Origin of the sequence: Serratia sp. Res13-Sevr-LER1-36-b, assembly GCF_015673035.1 — a bacterium.
Lineage (GTDB): Bacteria > Pseudomonadota > Gammaproteobacteria > Enterobacterales > Enterobacteriaceae > Chania > Chania fonticola_C.
This window is the reverse complement of record NZ_JADACK010000033.1, coordinates 1-21,338: the sequence shown is the minus strand read 5'-3', so window position 1 is coordinate 21,338 and position 21,338 is coordinate 1. Positions and strand designations below refer to the sequence as shown.

General features: G+C 54.5%; 17 protein-coding genes and 1 riboswitch. Of the genes, 7 read left to right on the top strand and 10 right to left on the bottom strand.

What is annotated here, in order from left to right:
- Positions 1–27 precede the first annotated feature (27 nt).
- Positions 28–795: an NAD(+) diphosphatase gene (nudC, locus tag IMQ33_RS20440; protein ID WP_059201909.1), complete on the bottom strand. Its 768-nt coding sequence runs from the start codon at positions 793–795 to the stop codon at positions 28–30.
- 101 nt (positions 796–896) lie between these two features.
- Between nudC and IMQ33_RS20435 the strand changes: the two genes are divergently transcribed.
- From IMQ33_RS20435 to thiH, 7 genes are all read left to right on the top strand, one after another.
- Positions 897–1,412 (top strand): Rsd/AlgQ family anti-sigma factor, encoded by a 516-nt coding sequence (locus tag IMQ33_RS20435; RefSeq protein ID WP_074032211.1) that lies wholly within the window; start codon positions 897–899, stop codon positions 1,410–1,412.
- Positions 1,413–1,515: 103 nt separating this feature from the next.
- Positions 1,516–1,638: riboswitch (TPP riboswitch) on the top strand.
- A 117-nt stretch (positions 1,639–1,755) separates the two neighbouring features.
- On the top strand, positions 1,756–3,699 hold the full coding sequence (gene thiC / locus IMQ33_RS20430) for a phosphomethylpyrimidine synthase ThiC (RefSeq protein WP_230326804.1): 1,944 nt from the start codon (positions 1,756–1,758) through the stop codon (positions 3,697–3,699).
- The gene (gene thiE / locus IMQ33_RS20425; RefSeq protein WP_098929066.1) at positions 3,692–4,345 is read left to right on the top strand and encodes a thiamine phosphate synthase; all 654 of its coding nucleotides are present in this window, start codon (positions 3,692–3,694) and stop codon (positions 4,343–4,345) included. Before thiC ends, thiE begins: the two co-directional genes overlap by 8 nt.
- On the top strand, positions 4,335–5,084 hold the full coding sequence (locus tag IMQ33_RS20420; protein ID WP_074032208.1) for a HesA/MoeB/ThiF family protein: 750 nt from the start codon (positions 4,335–4,337) through the stop codon (positions 5,082–5,084). The genes thiE and IMQ33_RS20420 overlap by 11 nt, the downstream gene beginning before the upstream one ends.
- A complete protein-coding gene (thiS, locus tag IMQ33_RS20415; protein ID WP_024531023.1) occupies positions 5,081–5,281 on the top strand; it encodes a sulfur carrier protein ThiS in 201 nt (66 codons plus the stop codon). The genes IMQ33_RS20420 and thiS overlap by 4 nt, the downstream gene beginning before the upstream one ends.
- A gap of 1 nt (position 5,282) precedes the next feature.
- Positions 5,283–6,062 (top strand): thiazole synthase, encoded by a 780-nt coding sequence (locus IMQ33_RS20410; RefSeq protein ID WP_196062640.1) that lies wholly within the window; start codon positions 5,283–5,285, stop codon positions 6,060–6,062.
- Entirely contained in the window at positions 6,062–7,225 is a 1,164-nt protein-coding gene (gene thiH / locus IMQ33_RS20405) for a 2-iminoacetate synthase ThiH (protein ID WP_196062639.1), read from the top strand. Before IMQ33_RS20410 ends, thiH begins: the two co-directional genes overlap by 1 nt.
- A gap of 178 nt (positions 7,226–7,403) precedes the next feature.
- On the opposite strand, the gene shiA is transcribed toward thiH, so the two are convergent.
- From shiA to secE, 9 genes are all read right to left on the bottom strand, one after another.
- On the bottom strand, positions 7,404–8,750 hold the full coding sequence (gene shiA / locus IMQ33_RS20400; protein ID WP_065685435.1) for a shikimate transporter: 1,347 nt from the start codon (positions 8,748–8,750) through the stop codon (positions 7,404–7,406).
- Between the two features lie 109 nt (positions 8,751–8,859).
- A complete protein-coding gene (gene rpoC / locus IMQ33_RS20395) occupies positions 8,860–13,083 on the bottom strand; it encodes a DNA-directed RNA polymerase subunit beta' (RefSeq protein WP_024531019.1) in 4,224 nt (1,407 codons plus the stop codon).
- Between the two features lie 118 nt (positions 13,084–13,201).
- Positions 13,202–17,230, bottom strand: a complete 4,029-nt coding sequence (gene rpoB, locus IMQ33_RS20390; protein WP_021182159.1) for a DNA-directed RNA polymerase subunit beta — start codon at positions 17,228–17,230, stop codon at positions 13,202–13,204.
- Positions 17,231–17,562: 332 nt separating this feature from the next.
- Positions 17,563–17,928, bottom strand: coding sequence for a 50S ribosomal protein L7/L12 (gene rplL, locus IMQ33_RS20385; protein ID WP_021182158.1), 366 nt, complete (start codon positions 17,926–17,928; stop codon positions 17,563–17,565).
- A gap of 65 nt (positions 17,929–17,993) precedes the next feature.
- Positions 17,994–18,491, bottom strand: a complete 498-nt coding sequence (gene rplJ, locus IMQ33_RS20380) for a 50S ribosomal protein L10 (protein WP_024485329.1) — start codon at positions 18,489–18,491, stop codon at positions 17,994–17,996.
- 330 nt (positions 18,492–18,821) lie between these two features.
- Positions 18,822–19,526: a 50S ribosomal protein L1 gene (rplA, locus tag IMQ33_RS20375; protein ID WP_024531018.1), complete on the bottom strand. Its 705-nt coding sequence runs from the start codon at positions 19,524–19,526 to the stop codon at positions 18,822–18,824.
- Between the two features lie 3 nt (positions 19,527–19,529).
- A complete protein-coding gene (gene rplK / locus IMQ33_RS20370; RefSeq protein ID WP_024531017.1) occupies positions 19,530–19,958 on the bottom strand; it encodes a 50S ribosomal protein L11 in 429 nt (142 codons plus the stop codon).
- Between the two features lie 157 nt (positions 19,959–20,115).
- The gene (gene nusG / locus IMQ33_RS20365) at positions 20,116–20,661 is read right to left on the bottom strand and encodes a transcription termination/antitermination protein NusG (protein ID WP_021182154.1); all 546 of its coding nucleotides are present in this window, start codon (positions 20,659–20,661) and stop codon (positions 20,116–20,118) included.
- A 1-nt stretch (position 20,662) separates the two neighbouring features.
- A complete protein-coding gene (secE, locus tag IMQ33_RS20360) occupies positions 20,663–21,046 on the bottom strand; it encodes a preprotein translocase subunit SecE (protein WP_021182153.1) in 384 nt (127 codons plus the stop codon).
- Positions 21,047–21,338 lie beyond the last annotated feature (292 nt).

Genomic DNA, 21,338 nt, shown 5'->3' with positions numbered 1-21,338 from the left:
CCCTTGATTATCTGCCGCCATTGTACATTATTCTGCCCGACACAGCGCCACGGTGTCCTCGATCAGGCGGCGCGCCACGGTACCAGGCGGTGGCAGCAGCGGCAGTTGGTCATAGCGATACCAGCCCGCATTGAGCAACTCTTTCGGATCGTGGCGCAGTTCACCGCCCTGATACTCGGCCATAAACGCCATCATCAGCGAATGAGGGAACGGCCAGGGTTGCGAGGTAACGTAGCGCAGGTTGGTAATGGCGATATTGCTCTCTTCCATCACTTCGCGCGCCACGGCCTGCTCCAGAGTTTCCCCCACCTCCACAAACCCCGCCAGCACGGTATGGATGCCGCCACGGTGGCGCACATGCTGTGCCAACAGGATCTCGTCATTGCGGCGGATGGCGACAATCACGCAAGGGGCAATCTGCGGGTAATAACGTTCGCGACAGTTATCACAAAGGCAGGCGCTTTCGGTACGGCTAAGGTGCATCTCATGACCGCAGTAGCCACAGAACCGGTGCGAGCGATAAAAGTCGGCCAGCTGTACGCCGCGCCCGGCCAGTTGGAACAGGCCACGATCGAGACTGAGCAGTTGCCGCACCGATCCCATCTCTTTCGGCATCGGTTGGCGCACCAGCCAGACCGGTGCCCCCTCCCATTCGCCAATTTGCCGAGCCGGCCGGCCTTGCAATGAAAATAGCGCGGCGGAACCAAACGGCAATTCACCGTTTGGTAACCAAATTTTGCTTTCATGGCTGACGATCCACCAGCCATTTTCGTTACCCGTTAATGCAAGTTCCATATGTTGTTGCACAACCTCTGCTTCACTGGCAATCTAGGAATGCTCTTTGTTACATTTTATTAACTTACCACTTTTTCTTTCTCTTACACACGGAGTCAATCATGCTAAACCGATTGGAAAGCCTGACTCAGCGCGTTGGTGGCAGTAATGAATTAGTCGATCACTGGTTGCAGGCACGCAAGCAACTGCTGGTTACCTACTGCAGTTTAGTCGGCATTAAACCCAACAAAGAAAAGCATACGCCGCTCAATGAAAAAGCGCTGGAGAACTTTTGCCAGAATCTGGTGGATTATCTTTCTGCCGGGCATTTTCACATTTATGACAAAATTATCAAACAAGTGGAAGGCTCCGCCAGCCCCAAGATGGCGCTAGCCACCAAGTTCTACCCAAAATTACAGGCCAATACCGAAGCCGTGATGGCGTTCCACGACCGCTACACCGAAGTCGTTATCGATCAGGACATGTGTGAAGAACTCAATCAGGCGCTGTCAGATATTGGCGAAGCCTTGGCATCACGTTTCGCCTTGGAAGATCAGTTGATCCAGCTGGCGGCAGAAACCTGGCAGCAGGGCCAACCGGGCACCACGAATACTGAATCTATGTCTCATCCAGCCTAATTATCCCCCAATAGATTTCAAGTGGTAGCCAGGCGGTCAACAACGCTACAGCTTGAAAGATGACGGGGAGGGCTTGTGGTTTTTGTTGACCCTCTTATACTGAGGGCTCTTGTCGGAGTGCCTAGCGCTGATTTTTCATCAAATTAGCCAGGCTGAGACCGTTAATTCGGGATCCGCGGAACCTGATCGGGTTAATACCCGCGAAGGGAACAAGAGTAATCTATCGCCATAGGCAAGATGCTCCCGCCAGGGGCTGTGCCTGCCTTACCGGCCACCATCATTACTCCCTCCGAACTCCAGACAAGCAATTTTCCACACATCACTCCACTGATAGGAATTTGCTATGTCTACCGTGAACCAACCTCGTGCCCGTAAACAACAGCGTGACCAAGCGCAAGATTTTATCGACTCTCTGCAAGGCGTTACCTTCCCCAACTCACAGCGGATCTATCTCGCGGGTTCGCGCAGCGATATCCAGGTACCGATGCGTGAGATCCAGCTCAGCCCGACGCTGATTGGCGGCAACAAAGACCAGCCCCAATATGAACAGAACGAAGCCATCCCGGTGTATGACACCGCAGGGCCGTATGGCGATCCGCTGGCGGTGCTCGACGTACATCGTGGCTTGGCCAAAGTACGAGCGGACTGGATCGCCGAACGTGCCGATACCGAAGCGTTAAGCGGCGTCAGTTCCGGCTTCACACAGCAACGACTTGCCGATGTTGGGTTAGACCATCTGCGCTTTGAGCACCTGCCGCGGCCCCGCAAAGCCTTGCCGGGTAAATGTGTTACGCAGTTGCATTACGCTCGCGCCGGTATTGTCACCCCAGAGATGGAATTTATCGCCATTCGCGAAAATATGGGCCGTGAGCGCATTCATGGTGAAGTGCTGCGCCACCAGCATCCCGGCCAGAGCTGGGGCGCAAATCTACCTGAGAACATCACGCCGGAATTTGTGCGCCAGGAAGTGGCCGCTGGCCGCGCCATCATCCCCGCCAACATCAACCACCCGGAATCCGAGCCGATGATTATTGGCCGTAATTTCCTGGTGAAGGTAAACGCCAATATCGGCAACTCGGCGGTCACCTCTTCGATTGAAGAGGAAGTCGAGAAGTTGGTGTGGTCAACCCGCTGGGGCGCTGACACCGTGATGGATCTCTCCACGGGCCGTTATATCCATGAAACCCGCGAATGGATCCTGCGTAACAGCCCGGTGCCGATTGGTACAGTGCCGATCTATCAGGCGCTGGAAAAAGTGAACGGCGTGGCGGAGAACCTGACCTGGGAAATGTTCCGCGATACCCTGCTGGAACAGGCTGAGCAAGGCGTAGATTACTTCACCATTCACGCCGGGGTGTTGCTGCGCTATGTGCCGATGACCGCCAAACGCCTGACCGGCATTGTCTCCCGTGGCGGCTCGATCATGGCGAAGTGGTGCCTGTCGCATCATCAGGAGAACTTCCTCTATCAGCACTTCCGCGAGATCTGCGAAATTTGCGCCGCTTACGATGTCTCGCTGTCACTCGGCGACGGCCTGCGCCCGGGCTCGATCCAGGATGCCAATGACGAAGCGCAATTCGCTGAGCTGCATACGCTGGGTGAACTGACCAAGATAGCCTGGGAATATGACGTGCAGGTGATGATCGAAGGCCCTGGCCACGTGCCGATGCAGATGATCCGCCGCAACATGACCGAGGAGCTGGAACATTGCCATGAAGCGCCGTTCTACACGCTGGGGCCATTGACCACCGATATCGCTCCGGGTTACGACCATTTCACCTCAGGGATCGGCGCGGCGATGATCGGCTGGTTCGGCTGCGCGATGCTTTGCTACGTGACACCGAAAGAGCATCTGGGGCTGCCTAACAAAGAAGACGTGAAGCAGGGGCTGATCACCTACAAGATCGCCGCTCACGCCGCCGACTTGGCGAAAGGCCATCCGGGCGCACAGATACGCGATAACGCCATGTCCAAAGCGCGCTTTGAATTCCGTTGGGAAGATCAGTTCAACCTGGCGCTGGATCCACAAACCGCCCGCGCCTATCACGACGAAACGCTGCCGCAAGAATCCGGCAAGATCGCCCACTTCTGCTCCATGTGTGGGCCGAAGTTCTGCTCGATGAAGATTTCCCAGGAAGTGCGTGACTATGCCGCCGCACAAGAGGCCGCCAAACCGATCGAAGTGCAACTGACCGGGATGGAGAAAATGTCGGCTGAATTCCGCTCACGCGGCAGCGAGCTGTACCACAGTGCGGCCAATTTGCAGGAGGAGATAAATAATGACTAACCTCACCTCTCCCTTCCCTGCAACACCGCACAAGCTGGGTTTATATCCGGTCGTCGACAGCGTTGAATGGATCGCCCGCCTGTTGGAGGCAGGCGTTACCACTATCCAACTACGTATCAAAGATCTGCCAGACGAGCAAGTGGAGGCCGATATTGCCGCCGCTATTGCCCTTGGCAAACGCTATCAGGCCCGGCTGTTTATCAATGATTATTGGCGGCTGGCGATCAAACATGGGGCCTATGGCGTACACCTGGGCCAGGAGGATTTAGACACCACCGATCTGGCGGCCATCCATCGGGCAGGACTGCGCTTGGGCGTTTCCACCCATGACGATGCCGAGCTGGCCCGGGCGATCGCCGTCAAACCTTCCTATATCGCACTGGGGCATATCTTCCCAACGCAAACCAAGGAAATGCCCTCTGAGCCGCAAGGCTTGGCCGAGTTGCAACGCCACGTCGCCGGATTACAGCAGTATCCAACAGTAGCCATTGGCGGGATCAGCATCGAGCGCGTCCCCGCCGTGCTGGCCTGCGGCGTTGGCAGCGTGGCCGTGGTCAGCGCCATCACCCAGGCATCAGACTGGCGCGCCGCTACGGCAACGCTGCTGCAACTGATTGAAGGCAAGGAGTCATGCGATGCTCAATGACCAAGAGTTCTTGCGCTACAGCCGGCAACTGCTGCTGGAAGACGTCGGCCCCGAGGGGCAGGAAAAGCTGACACAAGCCACGGTGCTGATCGTCGGATTAGGAGGATTAGGCTCTCCGGCAGCGCTGTATCTGGCTGCCGCTGGCGTTGGTACCTTGCTGTTGGCCGATGATGACCAGCTACACCTCACCAATCTGCAACGGCAAATTCTGTACCGCACCGGTGATATCGGCACCAACAAGGCTCAGTTGGCAAAGCAGCATCTGCAAGCGCTGAACCCTCTGGTGGAGTCGATCACGCTGGAGCAACGCCTGCAAGGGGCAACGCTGAGCGATGCGGTCGCCCGTGCCGATCTGGTGCTCGATTGCAGCGACAACATGGCCACCCGTCATGCGGTGAATGCCGCCTGCATCCAAGCCAGCGTGCCGTTGATCAGCGGCAGCGCGGTGGGGTTCAGCGGCCAGTTGCTGGTTATCGAACCGCCCTATGCCCATGGCTGTTATGCCTGCCTCTACCCGGAGCAAACCGAACCGCAGCGCAACTGCCGCACGGCGGGCGTGCTCGGCCCGGTCGTTGGCGTGATCGGCACGCTGCAGGCGCTGGAAGCGATAAAAATGCTGGCTGGAATACCCTCCTCCCTTAGCGGCAAGCTGCGCCTGTTCGACGGCAAGCAGCAAAGCTGGAGCACCCTGCAACTGAGTAAGGCCAGCACCTGCCTCCACTGCGGAGAGCCAGCATGAAGATTACGCTCAACGATCAACCGCTGGAGCTGGAGCAGCCGTTAAGCATCGGCGCGTTGCTCGAACGGCTGGAACGCCACCAGCCAGGCTGCGCCTTGGCGATCAATCAGGTCATCATTCCACGCAACGACTGGGCCACCCGTCAGGTGCAGGACGGTGATGATATCTTGCTGTTTCAAGCGATTGCCGGAGGCTGACATGCTGCAAATCGCCGATACCACCTTTACCTCACGCCTGTTTACCGGCACGGGGAAATTCGCCACGCCCGAGTTAATGCTGGCTGCGCTACAAGCCTCCGGCTCACAACTGGTCACTATGGCGATGAAACGCGTCGACCTGCGCGGCGGGAATGACGCCATTCTGGCACCGCTGCAACGATTGGGCGTGAAATTACTGCCCAACACCTCCGGGGCAAAAACGGCAGATGAGGCGGTGTTTGCCGCCCGGTTGGCGCGCGAAGCGCTAGGGACTCACTGGGTCAAACTGGAAATACACCCAGAGGTGAAATACCTGCTGCCAGATCCGATCGAAACGCTCAAGGCGGCGGAAACCCTGGTCAAACAGGGCTTTGTGGTACTGCCTTACTGCGGTGCCGATCCGGTGCTGTGTAAGCGGCTGGAGGAAGCGGGTTGTGCCGCCGTGATGCCACTCGGCGCGCCAATCGGTTCTAACCGTGGCTTACTGACCCGTGACTTCCTTGAGATCATCATTGAACAGGCCAAAGTGCCGGTAGTGATTGATGCCGGGATTGGTGCCCCAAGCCATGCGTTAGAGGCGATGGAACTGGGAGCCGATGCGGTACTGGTCAATACCGCCATCGCCGTGGCGCGGGAGCCGGTGCAAATGGCCCGGGCTTTCCGCCTGGCGCTGGAGGCCGGAGAGTTAGCACGCAACTCAGGGCTAGGCAGCCGCCAGTCGAGCGCCGCCGCATCCAGTCCGCTGACGGCGTTTCTCAGTCATTCAGAGGAGACACGCTGATGGCCAGTGATTTTAGCGAGCGCCTGCTCGAATGGGATTGGGATGACCTGACGCTGCGCATTAACAGCAAAACGGCGCGTGACGTTGAGCAGGCACTCAATAGCCCCAAGCTGACACGGGAGGATTTTATGGCACTGATCTCCCCTGCCGCCGCTCCCTATCTGGAACCCCTGGCGCAACGAGCGCAACAGCTCACCCGCCAGCGTTTCGGTAACGTAGTGAGCTTCTATGTGCCGCTATATCTTTCTAACCTGTGTGCCAACGATTGTACTTACTGCGGTTTTTCGATGAGTAACCACCTCAAACGTAAAACGCTGGATGCGGTAGAGATCGAACGGGAATGCGCGGCTATCAAGGCGCTAGGATTTGAGCACCTGCTGCTGGTGACCGGGGAACATCAGCGCAAAGTCGGAATGGATTACTTCCGCCAGCATCTGCCCGCCATTCGCCGTCATTTCAGTTCGCTGATGATGGAGGTGCAACCTCTGGCGCAGCAAGACTACGCCGAGCTGAAAGCCCTTGGGCTGGACGGCGTGTTGGTCTATCAGGAAACCTATCATCCCGCGACCTATCAGCAGCACCATCTGCGTGGCCAGAAACAGGATTTTCATTGGCGGCTGAGTACGCCGGATCGTCTGGGGCGCGCCGGGATCGACAAGATCGGGCTAGGGGCGCTGATTGGGCTTTCCAGCAGTTGGCGCACGGACTGCTATCTGCTGGCAGAGCATCTGTTTTACCTGCAACAGACTTACTGGCAGAGCCGTTACTCAATCTCGTTCCCTCGCCTGCGGCCCTGCGCCGGTGGTATTGAGCCGGCCTCGATCATGAGTGAACCGCAACTGGTACAGTTGATCTGTGCTTTCCGGTTATTCGCTCCTGACGTGGAGCTTTCATTATCTACACGAGAGTCGGCCTTCTTCCGCGACCATATGATCCCGGTAGCCATCAACAGCGTCAGTGCCGGTTCCAAAACCCAGCCGGGTGGTTATGCCGACGATGTGCCGCCAGAGCTGGAACAGTTCGAACCGCACGACAGCCGAACACCGCAGCAGGTGGCACAGGCGATCGGTGCCGCTGGGCTACAGCCGGTGTGGAAAGATTGGGATGATTATCTGGGACGCGCTACGCAACTGCCTGCAACGGTTACACCATCGAGCCAGTAGCTCTGGAAACACTGCGCAAAGCCGCCAAGGTGAGCTGGCAGGGAAAAATGGCCTCGTTATAGTGGCGGTGTTGGCAAGCGTTCCTAAGCCAACCAAGGTTATCTCCCCCTCTTGATAACCTTGCTTACCAAACGCCGGAGCGTGCGGGGACTGGCCGCACGCTTCCGGTTCCTCTGTGTTATTCGGCCGTCTGGGGTTTCATACGCATCCCCACAATGGCAGAAAGCAGACACCCCAGCGCCAGATAGGCGGCAACCAGATGCCAGGAACCATCCATCAATTCCACCAGCAATACGGCAATAAACGGCGTGAAGCCACCGCCGACCACGCTAGCAACCTGATAGCCCACTCCTGCACCGCTATAACGGTATGCGGTGCCGAACAGCTCGGTAAACATCGGCTGCTGCACGCTGACCAGCATGTCGTGCGCCATATTTCCCAGCATGATGGCAAAGAAGATAATCATCACCGTGTTACGGCTCTCGAGCGCCATGAAAAACGGTACCGTGCTGGCAACACCAATCAATGCTCCCGTAACGTAGATCCGCCGTCTGCCAAAGCTATCGGCCAAGTAGGCAAAGCAAGGGATCGAGACACAGCTCACCGCCCCGACCAGCAAGCCAATATTCAGGAACAGATCCCGTGACAGACCAAGGTGGGTGGTTGAGTAGTTCATGGCAAAGGCTGTGACGATATACATCGTCAGCAGTTCGCCAAAGCGTAGGGCAATGATCAGCAAGAAGGCTTTGGGATTCTGGCGCAGTGCCTCAAATATTGGGAATTTGCGGATTTTCTCGGCCCGTTCGTGCAACGTTTTATTGGCTTCAAACTCCTGCGACTCGTCCATGCCATTACGGATCCACCAGGCAATAGCGACCAGCACCAGGCTGAACAGGAACGGCAAACGCCAGCCCCAGTTGATAAAGTCCTCATTGCTGGTGAAGTGGCTGACCAGAGAAACCGAGCCGGTAGCCAACAGCAGCCCGACGCCAAAACCAATCTGTACTCCACTGCTGTAAAAGGCTTTTCTCTTCTTCGGCGCGCTTTCTACCGCCAGCAAGGCAGCACCGCCCCATTCGCCCCCCACGGCAAACCCTTGCACCGCTCGTAGCAGCACCAGCATGACCGGGGCCCACCAGCCAACTGAATCGAACGAGGGCAGCAGGCCGATCAACGCCGTAGAGATCCCCATCATCCAGACGGTGATCATCAGCATGCGCTTACGGCCAAGCTTATCGCCAAAGTGCCCGAACACCATGCCACCTAGCGGGCGGAACAGAAAACCGACGCCAAAGGTGCCAAAGGCGGCCAGCGTGCCCATCGTTGGGCTGACCTGCGGGAAAAATTCGGTGTTAAAAACTAAAGCGGCAACTATTCCGTACAGCAGGAAGTCGTACCAATCGACTACGGCGCCAACAAAGCTTCCCCAGGCGGCACGCCGCGCCCGGCTTTGAGAGTACTGGATTGGTGAGGTTATTTCGCTGTTGGCAGCGCTGCTGCCACTGACTGAAGTTGAGGTGTCCATGCCTGTTCCGTTATTTTAACTTTACAGCACTGTACAACAAAAAGCCCCGGCTAGGATAGCCAGGGCTTTAGTCATTCACTGCAAAACGTACAGTCAGGGATCAGGTGACTTATTCGTCACTGCCACCCAGGTTGCCAGCGTTGAGCAATTCGGCCAGGTTGGCTGTCGCTTCTTCCGCGCTAACCAGCGGAACAACCGGAGTTTCACCCAGAGCCTTACGGCGCATACGATCCTGGTGATAAGCGTAACCGGTACCGGCTGGGATCAGACGGCCCACGATCACGTTCTCTTTCAGGCCGCGCAGTTCATCACGCTTACCGGCAACAGCCGCTTCGGTGAGAACGCGCGTCGTTTCCTGGAACGATGCAGCAGAGATGAAGGACTCGGTCGCCAAGGAAGCCTTGGTGATACCCAGCAGATCGCGTGAGAAGGTTGCTTCGATCTTGCCTTCAGCAGCAAGTTTACGGTTAGCAATCTTAACGCGTGATACTTCAGCCTGTTCGCCTTCCAGGAACTCGGTGCTACCAGCGCTAACGATGGTCCCTTTACGCAGCATCTGACGAACGATAACTTCGATGTGTTTATCGTTAATCTTAACGCCTTGCAGACGGTAAACTTCCTGCACTTCGTTGGTGATGTAGCGAGTAACCGCATGCACACCACGCAGACGCAGAATGTCATGTGGAGATTCTGGGCCGTCAGAAACAACGTCACCACGTTCCACAATCTCACCTTCGAACACGTTGAGCTGACGCCATTTAGGGATCATCTCTTCGTAAGCGTCGCTGCCGTCCAGTGGAGAGATTACCAGGCGACGTTTGCCTTTGGTCTCTTTACCGAACGAGATAATCCCGCTGATTTCAGCCAGGATTGCCGGCTCTTTCGGACGACGTGCTTCGAACAGATCCGCAACGCGTGGCAGACCACCGGTAATATCCTTGGTACCGCCGGATTCCTGAGGAATACGCGCCAGGGTATCACCCGCACCGATCTGAATGCCGTCTTCCAGCTGCACAATCGCTTTACCCGGCAGGAAGTATTGAGCAGGCATATCAGTACCTGGGATCAATACGTCGTCGCCTTTGGCATCAACGATTTTCAGTGCCGGACGCAGGTCTTTACCGCTACCGGTACGTTCTGCGCTGTCCAGTACCACCAGAGAGGACAAACCGGTCAGTTCGTCGGTCTGGCGGGTAATGGTCTGGCCGTCAACCATATCGGCGAAGCGAATGAAACCGCTCACCTCGGTCACAACCGGCATGGTGTGTGGATCCCAGTTAGCAACGGTTTCGCCGCCGTTAACTTCTGCACCATCACCTTTGCCCATTACAGCACCGTAAGGCACTTTGTAGCTTTCTTTGGTACGGCCGAATTCGTCGATCAGCTTCAGTTCGGTATTACGCGAGGTAATTACCAGCTTGCCTGAGGCGTTCATAACGAACTTCACGTTGCTCAGCTTCAGGTTACCTTTGTTCTTCACCTGGATGCTGGATTCTGCTGCCGCACGAGATGCCGCACCACCGATGTGGAACGTACGCATCGTCAGCTGTGTACCCGGCTCACCGATGGACTGGGCCGCGATAACGCCGATGGCTTCACCTTTGTTGATGATGTGACCACGTGCCAGGTCGCGACCATAGCAGTTGGCGCACACACCAAAGTCGGTTTCACAGCTAACTACGGAACGGACTTTAACGCTGTCGACAGAGTTCTCTTCCAACAGGTCACAGGTCTTCTCGTTCAGCAGGGTGTTGCGTGGCACCAGGATGTCAGCCGTACCCGGCTTGATGACATCTTCAGCGGTCACACGACCCAGAACGCGTTCACGCAGTGGCTCTTTCACGTCACCACCTTCGATAACCGGAGTCATCATGATGCCGTTGTGAGTACCACAGTCGTCTTCGGTCACTACCAGGTCCTGCGCCACGTCAACCAGACGACGGGTCAGATAACCGGAGTTTGCCGTTTTCAGTGCGGTATCCGCCAAGCCTTTACGAGCACCGTGCGTGGAGATGAAGTACTGGAGTACGTTCAGACCTTCACGGAAGTTCGCAGTGATTGGCGTTTCGATGATGGAGCCATCTGGCTTGGCCATCAGGCCACGCATCCCCGCCAACTGACGGATCTGAGCGGCAGAACCACGAGCACCGGAGTCGGCCATCATAAAGATGCTGTTGAAGGAAACTTGTTGTTCCACCACGCCGTCACGGTTAACCACGTCTTCAACCGACAGGTTTTCCATCATCGCTTTAGCAACACGTTCGTTCGCCGCAGCCCAGATATCGATCACTTTGTTGTAGCGTTCGCCCGCGGTAACCAGACCAGATTGGAACTGCTCCTGGATCTCGGCAACTTCGGTTTCCGCTTCTTCGATGATCTCTGCTTTCTTGGCTGGGATAACCATGTCATCGATACCTACAGACGCGCCTGAACGGGCAGCGTAAGCAAAACCGGTGTACATGATCTGGTCAGCGAAGATTACGGTCGGCTTCAGGCCCAGGATGCGGTAACAGGTGTTCAGCATCTTGGAGATCGCTTTCTTGCCCAAAGGCTGGTTAACGATCGAGTAAGGCAGACCTTGCGGTACGATCATCCACAGGATGGCGCGACCGATGGTGGTATCGATAATCGAAGTCTGGTGAATAGATTCACCTTCGGTATTCTTGATCTCTTCTGTAATACGCACTTTTACGCGTGCATGCAGAGAGGCCAGACCGGCGCGGTAAACGCGTTCAGCTTCTTTAGGACCCGTCAGAACCATGCCTTCGCCTTTGGCGTTAACACAGTCACGAGTCATATAGTACAGACCCAATACAACGTCCTGAGAAGGAACGATGATTGGCTCGCCGTTCGCTGGTGACAGGATGTTGTTGGTAGACATCATCAACGCACGCGCTTCCAGCTGGGCTTCCAGCGTCAACGGTACGTGAACAGCCATCTGGTCACCATCGAAGTCGGCGTTGTATGCCGCACAAACCAGCGGGTGCAGCTGGATCGCTTTACCTTCGATCAGAACCGGTTCAAACGCCTGGATCCCCAAACGGTGCAGGGTTGGTGCACGGTTCAGCAGTACCGGGTGTTCGCGGATCACTTCGTCCAGGATATCCCAAACGACAGCTTCTTCGCGCTCAACCATTTTCTTGGCGGCTTTGATCGTTGTGGCCAGGCCACGCAGTTCCAGCTTGCCGTAGATGAACGGTTTGAACAGCTCCAGTGCCATTTTCTTCGGCAGACCGCACTGATGCAGACGCAGGTATGGACCTACGGTGATTACAGAACGACCAGAGTAGTCAACACGTTTACCCAACAGGTTCTGACGGAAACGACCCTGCTTACCTTTGATCATATCGGCCAAAGATTTCAGAGGACGCTTGTTGGAACCGGTGATCGCACGACCGCGACGGCCGTTATCCAGCAGGGCATCTACCGCTTCTTGCAGCATACGCTTTTCGTTGCGCACGATGATGTCCGGCGCAGCCAGATCCAGCAGGCGTTTCAGACGGTTGTTACGGTTGATCACGCGGCGGTACAGATCGTTCAGATCTGAAGTCGCGAAACGGCCACCATCCAGTGGAACCAATGGACGCAGATCTGGCGGCAGTACCGGCAGCACGGTCAGGATCATCCACTCTGGCTTGTTACCAGATTGCACGAACGCTTCCAGCAGCTTGATACGCTTGGTCAGCTTCTTACGCTTGGTTTCGGAGTTGGTTTCGTTCAGCTCTTCACGCAGCTGCTCACACTCGGCTTCCAGATCCATGTTTTTCAACAGGGCCTGAATAGCTTCCGCACCCATCTTGGCGTCGAATTCGTCACCAAACTCTTCCAGCGCATCCAGATACTGCTCTTCAGTCAGGATCTGACGACGCTCGAGGTTGGTCATACCGCCTTCGACTACCACGTAGGATTCGAAGTACAGTACACGTTCGATGTCACGCAGCGGCATATCCAGCAGCAAACCGATGCGCGAAGGCAGCGATTTCAGGAACCAGATGTGCGCAGTCGGAGAAGCCAGTTCGATGTGGCCCATACGCTCACGGCGTACTTTGGTCTGGGTCACTTCAACGCCGCACTTCTCACAGATCACGCCGCGGTGTTTCAAGCGCTTGTACTTACCGCACAGGCACTCGTAATCTTTTACCGGCCCAAAGATACGGGCGCAGAAAAGGCCGTCACGCTCAGGTTTGAACGTACGGTAGTTAATGGTTTCCGGCTTTTTAACTTCACCGAACGACCATGAACGGATCATGTCTGGCGATGCCAGAGCAATCTTGATCGCATCAAACTCTTCGGTCTTAGTTTGCGCTTTCAGAAACTTTAATAAGTCTTTCACGGATTGGCTCCTGTCGGAGTTAAACCTGTTGGGCGCACGCTGACAAATCGCGCGCCCGTGTGACCTGAACAACCACCCTCTGGCTCCCTAAGGTCGGGAGCCAGAGCTGGAATAGCGATTAGTCGCCTTCCAGTTCGATGTTGATACCCAGCGAGCGGATTTCTTTCAACAGTACGTTGAAGGACTCCGGCATGCCAGGTTCCATACGGTGATCGCCATCCACGATGTTTTTGTACATCTTGGTACGGCCGTTGACGTCATCCGACTTAACGGTAAGCATTTCCTGCAAGGTGTAAGCTGCGCCGTATGCTTCCAGCGCCCACACTTCCATCTCACCGAAGCGCTGACCACCGAATTGCGCCTTACCACCCAGCGGCTGCTGAGTAACCAAGCTGTAAGAACCGGTAGAACGCGCGTGCATCTTATCGTCAACCAAGTGGTTCAGTTTCAGCATGTACATATAGCCGACAGTTACCTGGCGCTCGAACTGCTCGCCGGTACGGCCATCAAACAGCGTAATCTGACCTGAAGTCGGGATACCGCCCATTTCCAGCAGTTGCTTGATTTCTGACTCTTTCGCACCATCGAAGACTGGGGTTGCGATCGGCATACCTTTTTTCAGGTTCTCTGCCAGACGCAAGACTTCGTCGTCGGTGAAGGTGTTCAGGTCAACTTTCTGGCAAACGCCGTCACCCAGATCGTAAGCCTTCTGGATGAATTCACGCAGCTTGGCCACTTCCTGGTGCTGCTTGAGCATTTGGTTGATCTTCTCACCAATGCCTTTCGCCGCCATACCCAGGTGAGTTTCCAGGATCTGACCGATGTTCATACGCGATGGAACGCCCAACGGGTTCAGAACGATGTCAACCGGCGTACCGTTTTCATCGTAAGGCATATCTTCGATCGGGTTGATCTTGGAGATAACACCCTTGTTACCGTGGCGGCCTGCCATCTTGTCACCCGGTTGGATCTGACGCTTAACGGCCAGATACACCTTGACGATTTTCAGCACGCCTGGTGCCAGATCGTCGCCTTGGGTGATCTTACGACGCTTGGCATCCAGCTTCTTCTCGAAGTCGGATTTCAGCTCGTCGTACTGCTCTGCCAGCTGTTCCAGCTGGTTTTGCTTGTCTTCGTCGGTCAGGCCCAGTTCCAACCAGCGATCGCGTGGCAGTTTGCTCAGCTTCTCGGCTTCGATACCACCAGAAACCAGTACCGCATGGATACGAGCGAACAGGCCAGCTTCCAGGATCTGCAGTTCTTCAGTCAGGTCTTTCTTCGCCTGCTTCAGCTGCATCTCTTCGATTTCCAACGCACGCTTGTCTTTGTCCACGCCATCGCGGGTAAAGACCTGCACGTCGATAACCGTACCGGAAACGCCGTTTGGTACACGCAGAGAAGAGTCTTTAACGTCAGACGCTTTCTCACCGAAGATCGCACGCAGCAGCTTCTCTTCTGGCGTCAGCTGGGTTTCACCTTTCGGCGTTACCTTACCAACCAGAATGTCGCCACCGGTCACTTCTGCACCGATATACACGATACCGGATTCATCCAGTTTGGAGAGCGCTGCTTCACCCACGTTAGGGATGTCGGCGGTGATCTCTTCCGGCCCCAGTTTGGTGTCGCGAGACACGCAAGCCAGTTCCTGAATATGGATGGTGGTGAAGCGATCTTCCTGTACTACACGCTCGGAGACCAAGATGGAGTCTTCGAAGTTGTAGCCGTTCCAAGGCATGAACGCGACGCGCATGTTCTGACCCAACGCCAGTTCACCCAGGTCTGTAGACGGGCCATCTGCCAGCACGTCGCCGCGCTCGATTGGCTCACCCAGATTCACACAAGGCATCTGGTTGATACAGGTGTTCTGGTTAGAACGGGTGTACTTGGTCAGGTTATAAATATCGATACCAGCTTCGCCTGGGTACATCTCGTCTTCGTTAACTTTGATAACGATACGGGAAGCATCCACGTACTGGATCACACCACCACGTTTGGCTACGGCAGTAACACCGGAGTCAACCGCTACGGCACGTTCCATACCGGTACCTACCAGCGGCTTGTCAGCACGCAGGGTTGGCACCGCTTGACGTTGCATGTTCGCACCCATCAATGCACGGTTGGCGTCATCGTGTTCCAGGAATGGGATCAGTGAAGCACCAACAGAAACAACCTGCTGGGTTGATACGTCCATATAGTCAACCTGGTCGCGGCTAAACAGGCTTGATTCGCCTTTGCTACGACAGGTAACCAGGTCTTCTTCGAAGCGGCCTTCTTCGTCCAGGTTGGAGTTCGCCTGAGCGATAACGAAGTTGCCTTCTTCAATAGCAGACAGATAGTTGATTTCATCGGTCACCACGCCGTCACGCACGCGGCGGTACGGGGTTTCCAGGAAGCCATACTCGTTGGTCTGTGCGTACACGGACAAGGAGTTGATCAGACCGATGTTTGGACCTTCCGGCGTTTCGATTGGACACACGCGACCGTAGTGAGTCGGGTGTACGTCTCGAACTTCAAAGCCGGCACGTTCACGGGTCAGACCGCCTGGGCCCAATGCAGAGATACGACGTTTGTGCGTGATCTCAGACAACGGGTTGTTCTGGTCCATAAACTGGGACAGCTGGCTTGAACCGAAGAACTCTTTCACCGCCGCCGAAATTGGCTTGGCGTTGATCATGTCCTGAGGCATCAGGGTATCCAGATCGCCCAGGGACAGACGTTCTTTCACCGCACGCTCAACACGCACCAGACCGACACGGAATTGGTTCTCGGCCATTTCGCCAACGGAACGGATACGACGGTTGCCCAAGTGGTCGATATCGTCCACTTCGCCTTTACCGTTACGGATATCGATGAGCTTCTTCATCACTTCGATGATGTCGTCTTTGCTCAGGATGCCCGAACCTTCGATCTCGTCACGCAGCAGAGAACGGTTGAACTTCATCCGGCCAACCGCAGACAGATCGTAGCGGTCTTCAGAGAAGAACAGGTTCTCGAACAGGCTTTCCGCCGCTTCACGCGTTGGTGGCTCACCAGGGCGCATCATGCGGTAGATTTCTACCAGAGCGCTCAGACGATCGCTGGTTGGGTCGACACGTACGGTTTCAGAAATGTACGCACCGTGGTCCAGATCGTTGGTGAACAGCGTTTCGATACGCTTGTGGCCTGACTGGCTCAGCTTGGCCAACAGATCCAGTGACAGCTCCATGTTGGCTGCACAGATCAGCTCGCCGGTATTGGTATCGATATAGTCTTTCGCGACCACTTTGCCCGCGATGTACTCAACCGGTACTTCAATACTGCGAATTTCGTCTTTTTCGAGCTGACGGATATGACGAGCGGTGATACGGCGTGCTTTCTCAACGTAGATCTTACCGTTGGCTTCGATATCGAAGGACGCAGTTTCACCACGCAGACGCTCTGGAACCAGCTCCATCTGCAGCTTGTTATCACGGATCTCGAAAACAATTTTCTCAAAGAACAGGTCAAGGATCTGCTCAGTGGTGTAGCTCAGCGCGCGCAGAATAATGGTCGCAGGCAGTTTGCGGCGACGGTCGATACGCACGAACAGGTTGTCTTTCGGGTCAAACTCGAAATCCAGCCATGAGCCACGGTAAGGGATGATACGTGCGTTATACAGCACTTTGCCCGAGGAGTGGGTTTTGCCCTTATCGCTGTCGAAGAACACACCAGGACTACGATGCAGCTGGGATACGATAACCCTCTCAGTACCGTTAATTACAAAGGTACCGTTTTCGGTCATGAGCGGAATTTCGCCCATATAGACTTCTTGTTCCTTGATGTCTTTGACCGTACCTTCTGGTGCTTCACGTTCGTAGATGACCAGGCGCAGTTTTACGCGCAGCGGTGCAGAGTACGTCACACCACGGATCTGGCACTCTTTAACGTCAAACACCGGCTCACCAAGACGGTAGCTAACGTATTGCAGCTCCGAATTGCCACTGTAGCTCTGGATCGGGAAAACAGAACGGAATGCGGCTTCTAAGCCGTATTGCCCTTCTGGATCTTGCTCGATAAATTTCTGGAACGAGTCAAGCTGGATAGAAAGGAGATAAGGTATGTCCAAAACTTGTGGACGCTTACCAAAATCCTTACGAATACGTTTCTTCTCGGTATAGGAGTAAACCATAGGGTTCCTCAGCTCGCTGGAAAGTCGAACCTATTGTCCGTCCGGATAGGGGACGGTTCATGCAACACCGTTTTGTTGACCGGAAAGCGAGAACACTTTCCGCAATACTCGTTTCTATCACGCTTAAATCATTTCATTGCCGTGGCGGCAGATTCGGCTGCGGCGCAGAGGGCAGTATATTAAGTCGTCGATAGAAAGAAATATTGGGGTTAGCCAGTAGTCAAACAGTGTGAAACTCTACTGACGCCCTACAGCGCAAAAAGGCTGGTGACCAAAAAGTCACCAGCCATCAGTCTGTTAGTTAAAACAGACTGCACTCCAAAAGCAGTGGCTTATTTAACTTCAACTTCAGCGCCAGCTTCTTCCAGAGCTTTTTTCAGTGCTTCAGCGTCGTCTTTGCTGATGCCTTCTTTCAGTGCTGCTGGTGCAGACTCAACCAGGTCTTTAGCTTCTTTCAGACCCAGGCCAGTTGCGCCACGTACTGCTTTGATTACTGCAACTTTGTTCGCGCCGATACCTTTCAGTACAACGTCGAATTCAGTTTTTTCTTCAGCAGCTTCAACAGCAGCAGCAGGACCTGCAGCTACAGCAGCAGCAGAAACACCGAACTTCTCTTCCATAGCGGCGATCAGTTCAACGATTTCCATTACAGACAGGGCTGCAACGCCTTCGATAATTTGGTCTTTAGTGATAGACATAACAAAAGTTCCTAAAATTCAGAAATAGTTTAAATACGTAAGCAAAGGCTAAGAAAGAGAGAGGCTTATGCCGCTTCTTTCTGATCGCGTACTGCAGCCAGAGTGCGAACCAATTTGCCGGCAGCGGCTTCTTTCATGGTTGCCATCAGGCGTGCGATTGCTTCATCGTAAGTAGGCAGCGTTGCCAAGCGGTCGATTTGTGCCGCAGGGATCAGCTCACCTTCAAAGGCCGCAGCTTTAACCTCAAATTTTGCATTCGCTTTCGCGAACTCTTTGAACAGACGAGCAGCAGCGCCCGGGTGTTCAGTAGAGAATGCAATCAAGGTAGGACCGACAAACGTGTCTTTCAGGCATTCGAACGGAGTGCCTTCAACTACGCGACGCATCAAGGTGTTACGAACAACACGCATGTAAACGCCAGCTTCACGACCTGCTTTACGCAGTTCAGTCATTTTATCAACGGTAACGCCACGAGAATCCGCAACTACCGCAGACAGCGCGCCTTTGGCTACTTCGTTGACTTCAGCAACAATCGCTTGTTTGTCTTGAAGATTTAATGCCATTAGCTTTTTGCTCCTGGATTTAGCCGGGGAAAATCCCCGGAACTCACTTCACTCAACAGCGAGTGCGAACACGCGCCGTTGAGCGGCTTAACACGGTGAGCAGAATCCAGCAAAGACCATTCTTTTTAAAAAAGAAAAAATTTCTTTAGGCTCTGTCACCGTCTACGCAGGAAGGATTAAGTGCCTTGCGGCACACCTGCGGTCTTGGACGGAGGCCTGGATAGGCCAGGCTCCAACCGAAAAATCTGTTGTTCCACCTATAGCGGAACCTTGGGGGATAAGATTCTAGATGAATCCCACCCCCAAGTCAAAGCGATAATCGCAGTGCGATTAGTTCGCTACAGCAGTCAAGCCGCTTTGATCGATAGCAACGCCAGCACCCATGGTGGTGGAGAGGCTAACTTTCTTGATGTACACGCCTTTTGCCTGAGATGGTTTGGCTTTTTTCAGCGCAACCAGCAGAGACTCCAGGTTTTCCTTCAGCTTGTCTGTGTCGAAATCAACCTTACCGATAGTGGTATGGATGATACCGTTTTTGTCGTTACGATAACGAACCTGACCTGCTTTAGCGTTCTTAACAGCTTCAGCAACGTTAGGAGTAACGGTACCCACTTTCGGGTTAGGCATCAGACCACGTGGACCCAGAACCTGGCCCAGTTGACCTACAACGCGCATTGCATCCGGGGAAGCAATAACCACGTCGAAGTTCATCTCGCCTTTCTTGATCAGGTCAGCCAGATCTTCCATACCTACCAGCTCTGCGCCTGCAGCTTTAGCAGCTTCAGCGTTAGGGCCCTGGGCAAATACGGCAACGCGAACGCTGCGACCGGTGCCGTGTGGCAGAACGGTAGCACCACGAACGTTTTGGTCTGATTTACGAGCGTCGATGCCGAGGTTAACGGCAACGTCAACGCTTTCTACGAATTTAGCGGTGGCCAGCTCTTTCAGCAGAGCAACAGCTTCGAGGATGTCATACTGTTTAGTAGCATCAACTTTGTCACGGATCACGCGCATGCGCTTGGTCAGCTTAGCCATTTCTTAATCCTCCACTACCAGGCCCATGGAACGAGCAGTACCTTCGATGGAGCGAATCATCGCTTCAACGTCAGAACCAGTCATGTCCGCAGCTTTGGTTTCTGCGATTTCACGAACCTGTGCACTAGTCACTTTGCCAACTTTATCTTTGTTTGGCTTGCCGGAACCAGATTTAACACCAGCCGCTTTCTTCAGCAGAACTGCTGCCGGCGGGGTCTTGGTTACGAAAGTGAAGGAGCGATCAGAATAAACTGTAATAACAACCGGGATCGGCAGGCCTTTCTCAACGCTGTCAGTCTTAGCGTTAAATGCCTTACAGAATTCCATGATGTTAACACCTTGCTGACCCAGAGCTGGACCAACTGGTGGACTTGGGTTAGCCATACCGGCTGCAACTTGCAGCTTAACGTAGGCTTGTACTTTCTTGGCCATTGAAATTTCCTCGTTTGGGTAATATCGCCTCCTGAGAGGCTCCCCGTGTTTCGTCTCGCTGCAAGAGCAAGACATCTAAAAACAAAAGGCGCGAAATTGTAGTTCAATTTCGCGCCTCTGACAAGCCACAAATTCGCTCGCCTTGCTGATTATTTGATCAGCCTTTTTCTACCTGGCTAAAGTCCAGTTCCACCGGCGTTGCACGGCCAAAGATGGAGACAGACACTTTCAGGCGGCTCTTCTCGTAGTCCACTTCTTCAACGACACCGTTAAAGTCAGCAAATGGACCATCGTTGACGCGCACCAGTTCACCCGGCTCGAACATCGTTTTCGGACGTGGCTTATCACCAGCCTGCTGCAGGCGGTTCATAATAGCGTCCACTTCTTTATCGCTGATCGGTGCAGGACGATCGGAAGTTCCACCGATGAAGCCCATAACACGAGGAACACTGCGCACCAGGTGCCAGCTGGCGTCATTCATCACCATCTGAACCAGTACATAGCCAGGGAAGAATTTACGCTCACTCTTACGACGTAGACCACCACGGATCTCCACCACTTCTTCGGTGGGAACCATGACTTCGCCGAACAGCTCTTCCATATCGTGCAGTTTGATATGTTCACGCAGCGATTGTGCTACGCGACCTTCAAAACCGGAAAACGCCTGAACGACGTACCAGCGTTTTTTTGGGGCTTCAGACATTTTAGAACCTCAGGCCAGTAATAAACGATACCAGACGGACCAATATACCATCCAGGCCCCACAGAATCAGTGACATCACGGCGGTTACCGCGGCAACGATCAACGTGGTGTGTAACGTTTCCTGACGAGTTGGCCAGATCACTTTACGTACTTCAGTACGCGCTTCGCGCGCAAACGCAACGGTGGCTTTGCCTTTAGTGGTCATCAATGCCACTGCACCTGCAACGGCAATAACCACGACAACGGCCAACGCACGCAGCGGCAGGCTGAAATCACGGTAGTAATAGTTACCGACGATAGCCACAACCAACAGAACGGCGACGATTGACCACTTGGCCGCTTCAAGGCCGCGCCCGCTCCCTTGAGCCTCGGTATTCGCACTCATAAACCAACCTGTCACTAATGATTCGAACAAACAACTTTGCCTCGCAATGCGAGGCAAACCAAACCGAACAGATGCCGCTTGGCAGCATCTCGGTGTTTTACGCCATGACGTATTTCAGTCAATACCGTTTAAGAGCCCATCTCACCAATGATTATGACTGCAAAATCGCTGATGAGATAGGTTCTAGTTCACAGCGTAGAAAAAGGGCATCAAATGATGCCCTTTTATCGCATGTCGCGTCAAATATTATCCGCGATTAAGCGATAACTTTGGCAACAACACCAGCGCCAAC

What these genes read in the sequence shown, in the direction of transcription:
- nudC (WP_059201909.1), bottom strand. Translation starts at nt 795, where the DNA reads ATGGAACTTGCATTAACGGGTAACGAAAATGGCTGGTGGATCGTCAGC.
- IMQ33_RS20435 (WP_074032211.1), top strand. Translation starts at nt 897, where the DNA reads ATGCTAAACCGATTGGAAAGCCTGACTCAGCGCGTTGGTGGCAGTAAT.
- thiC (WP_230326804.1), top strand. Translation starts at nt 1,756, where the DNA reads ATGTCTACCGTGAACCAACCTCGTGCCCGTAAACAACAGCGTGACCAA.
- thiE (WP_098929066.1), top strand. Translation starts at nt 3,692, where the DNA reads ATGACTAACCTCACCTCTCCCTTCCCTGCAACACCGCACAAGCTGGGT.
- IMQ33_RS20420 (WP_074032208.1), top strand. Translation starts at nt 4,335, where the DNA reads ATGCTCAATGACCAAGAGTTCTTGCGCTACAGCCGGCAACTGCTGCTG.
- thiS (WP_024531023.1), top strand. Translation starts at nt 5,081, where the DNA reads ATGAAGATTACGCTCAACGATCAACCGCTGGAGCTGGAGCAGCCGTTA.
- IMQ33_RS20410 (WP_196062640.1), top strand. Translation starts at nt 5,283, where the DNA reads ATGCTGCAAATCGCCGATACCACCTTTACCTCACGCCTGTTTACCGGC.
- thiH (WP_196062639.1), top strand. Translation starts at nt 6,062, where the DNA reads ATGGCCAGTGATTTTAGCGAGCGCCTGCTCGAATGGGATTGGGATGAC.
- shiA (WP_065685435.1), bottom strand. Translation starts at nt 8,750, where the DNA reads ATGGACACCTCAACTTCAGTCAGTGGCAGCAGCGCTGCCAACAGCGAA.
- rpoB (WP_021182159.1), bottom strand. Translation starts at nt 17,230, where the DNA reads ATGGTTTACTCCTATACCGAGAAGAAACGTATTCGTAAGGATTTTGGT.
- rplL (WP_021182158.1), bottom strand. Translation starts at nt 17,928, where the DNA reads ATGTCTATCACTAAAGACCAAATTATCGAAGGCGTTGCAGCCCTGTCT.
- rplJ (WP_024485329.1), bottom strand. Translation starts at nt 18,491, where the DNA reads ATGGCATTAAATCTTCAAGACAAACAAGCGATTGTTGCTGAAGTCAAC.
- rplA (WP_024531018.1), bottom strand. Translation starts at nt 19,526, where the DNA reads ATGGCTAAGCTGACCAAGCGCATGCGCGTGATCCGTGACAAAGTTGAT.
- rplK (WP_024531017.1), bottom strand. Translation starts at nt 19,958, where the DNA reads ATGGCCAAGAAAGTACAAGCCTACGTTAAGCTGCAAGTTGCAGCCGGT.
- nusG (WP_021182154.1), bottom strand. Translation starts at nt 20,661, where the DNA reads ATGTCTGAAGCCCCAAAAAAACGCTGGTACGTCGTTCAGGCGTTTTCC.
- secE (WP_021182153.1), bottom strand. Translation starts at nt 21,046, where the DNA reads ATGAGTGCGAATACCGAGGCTCAAGGGAGCGGGCGCGGCCTTGAAGCG.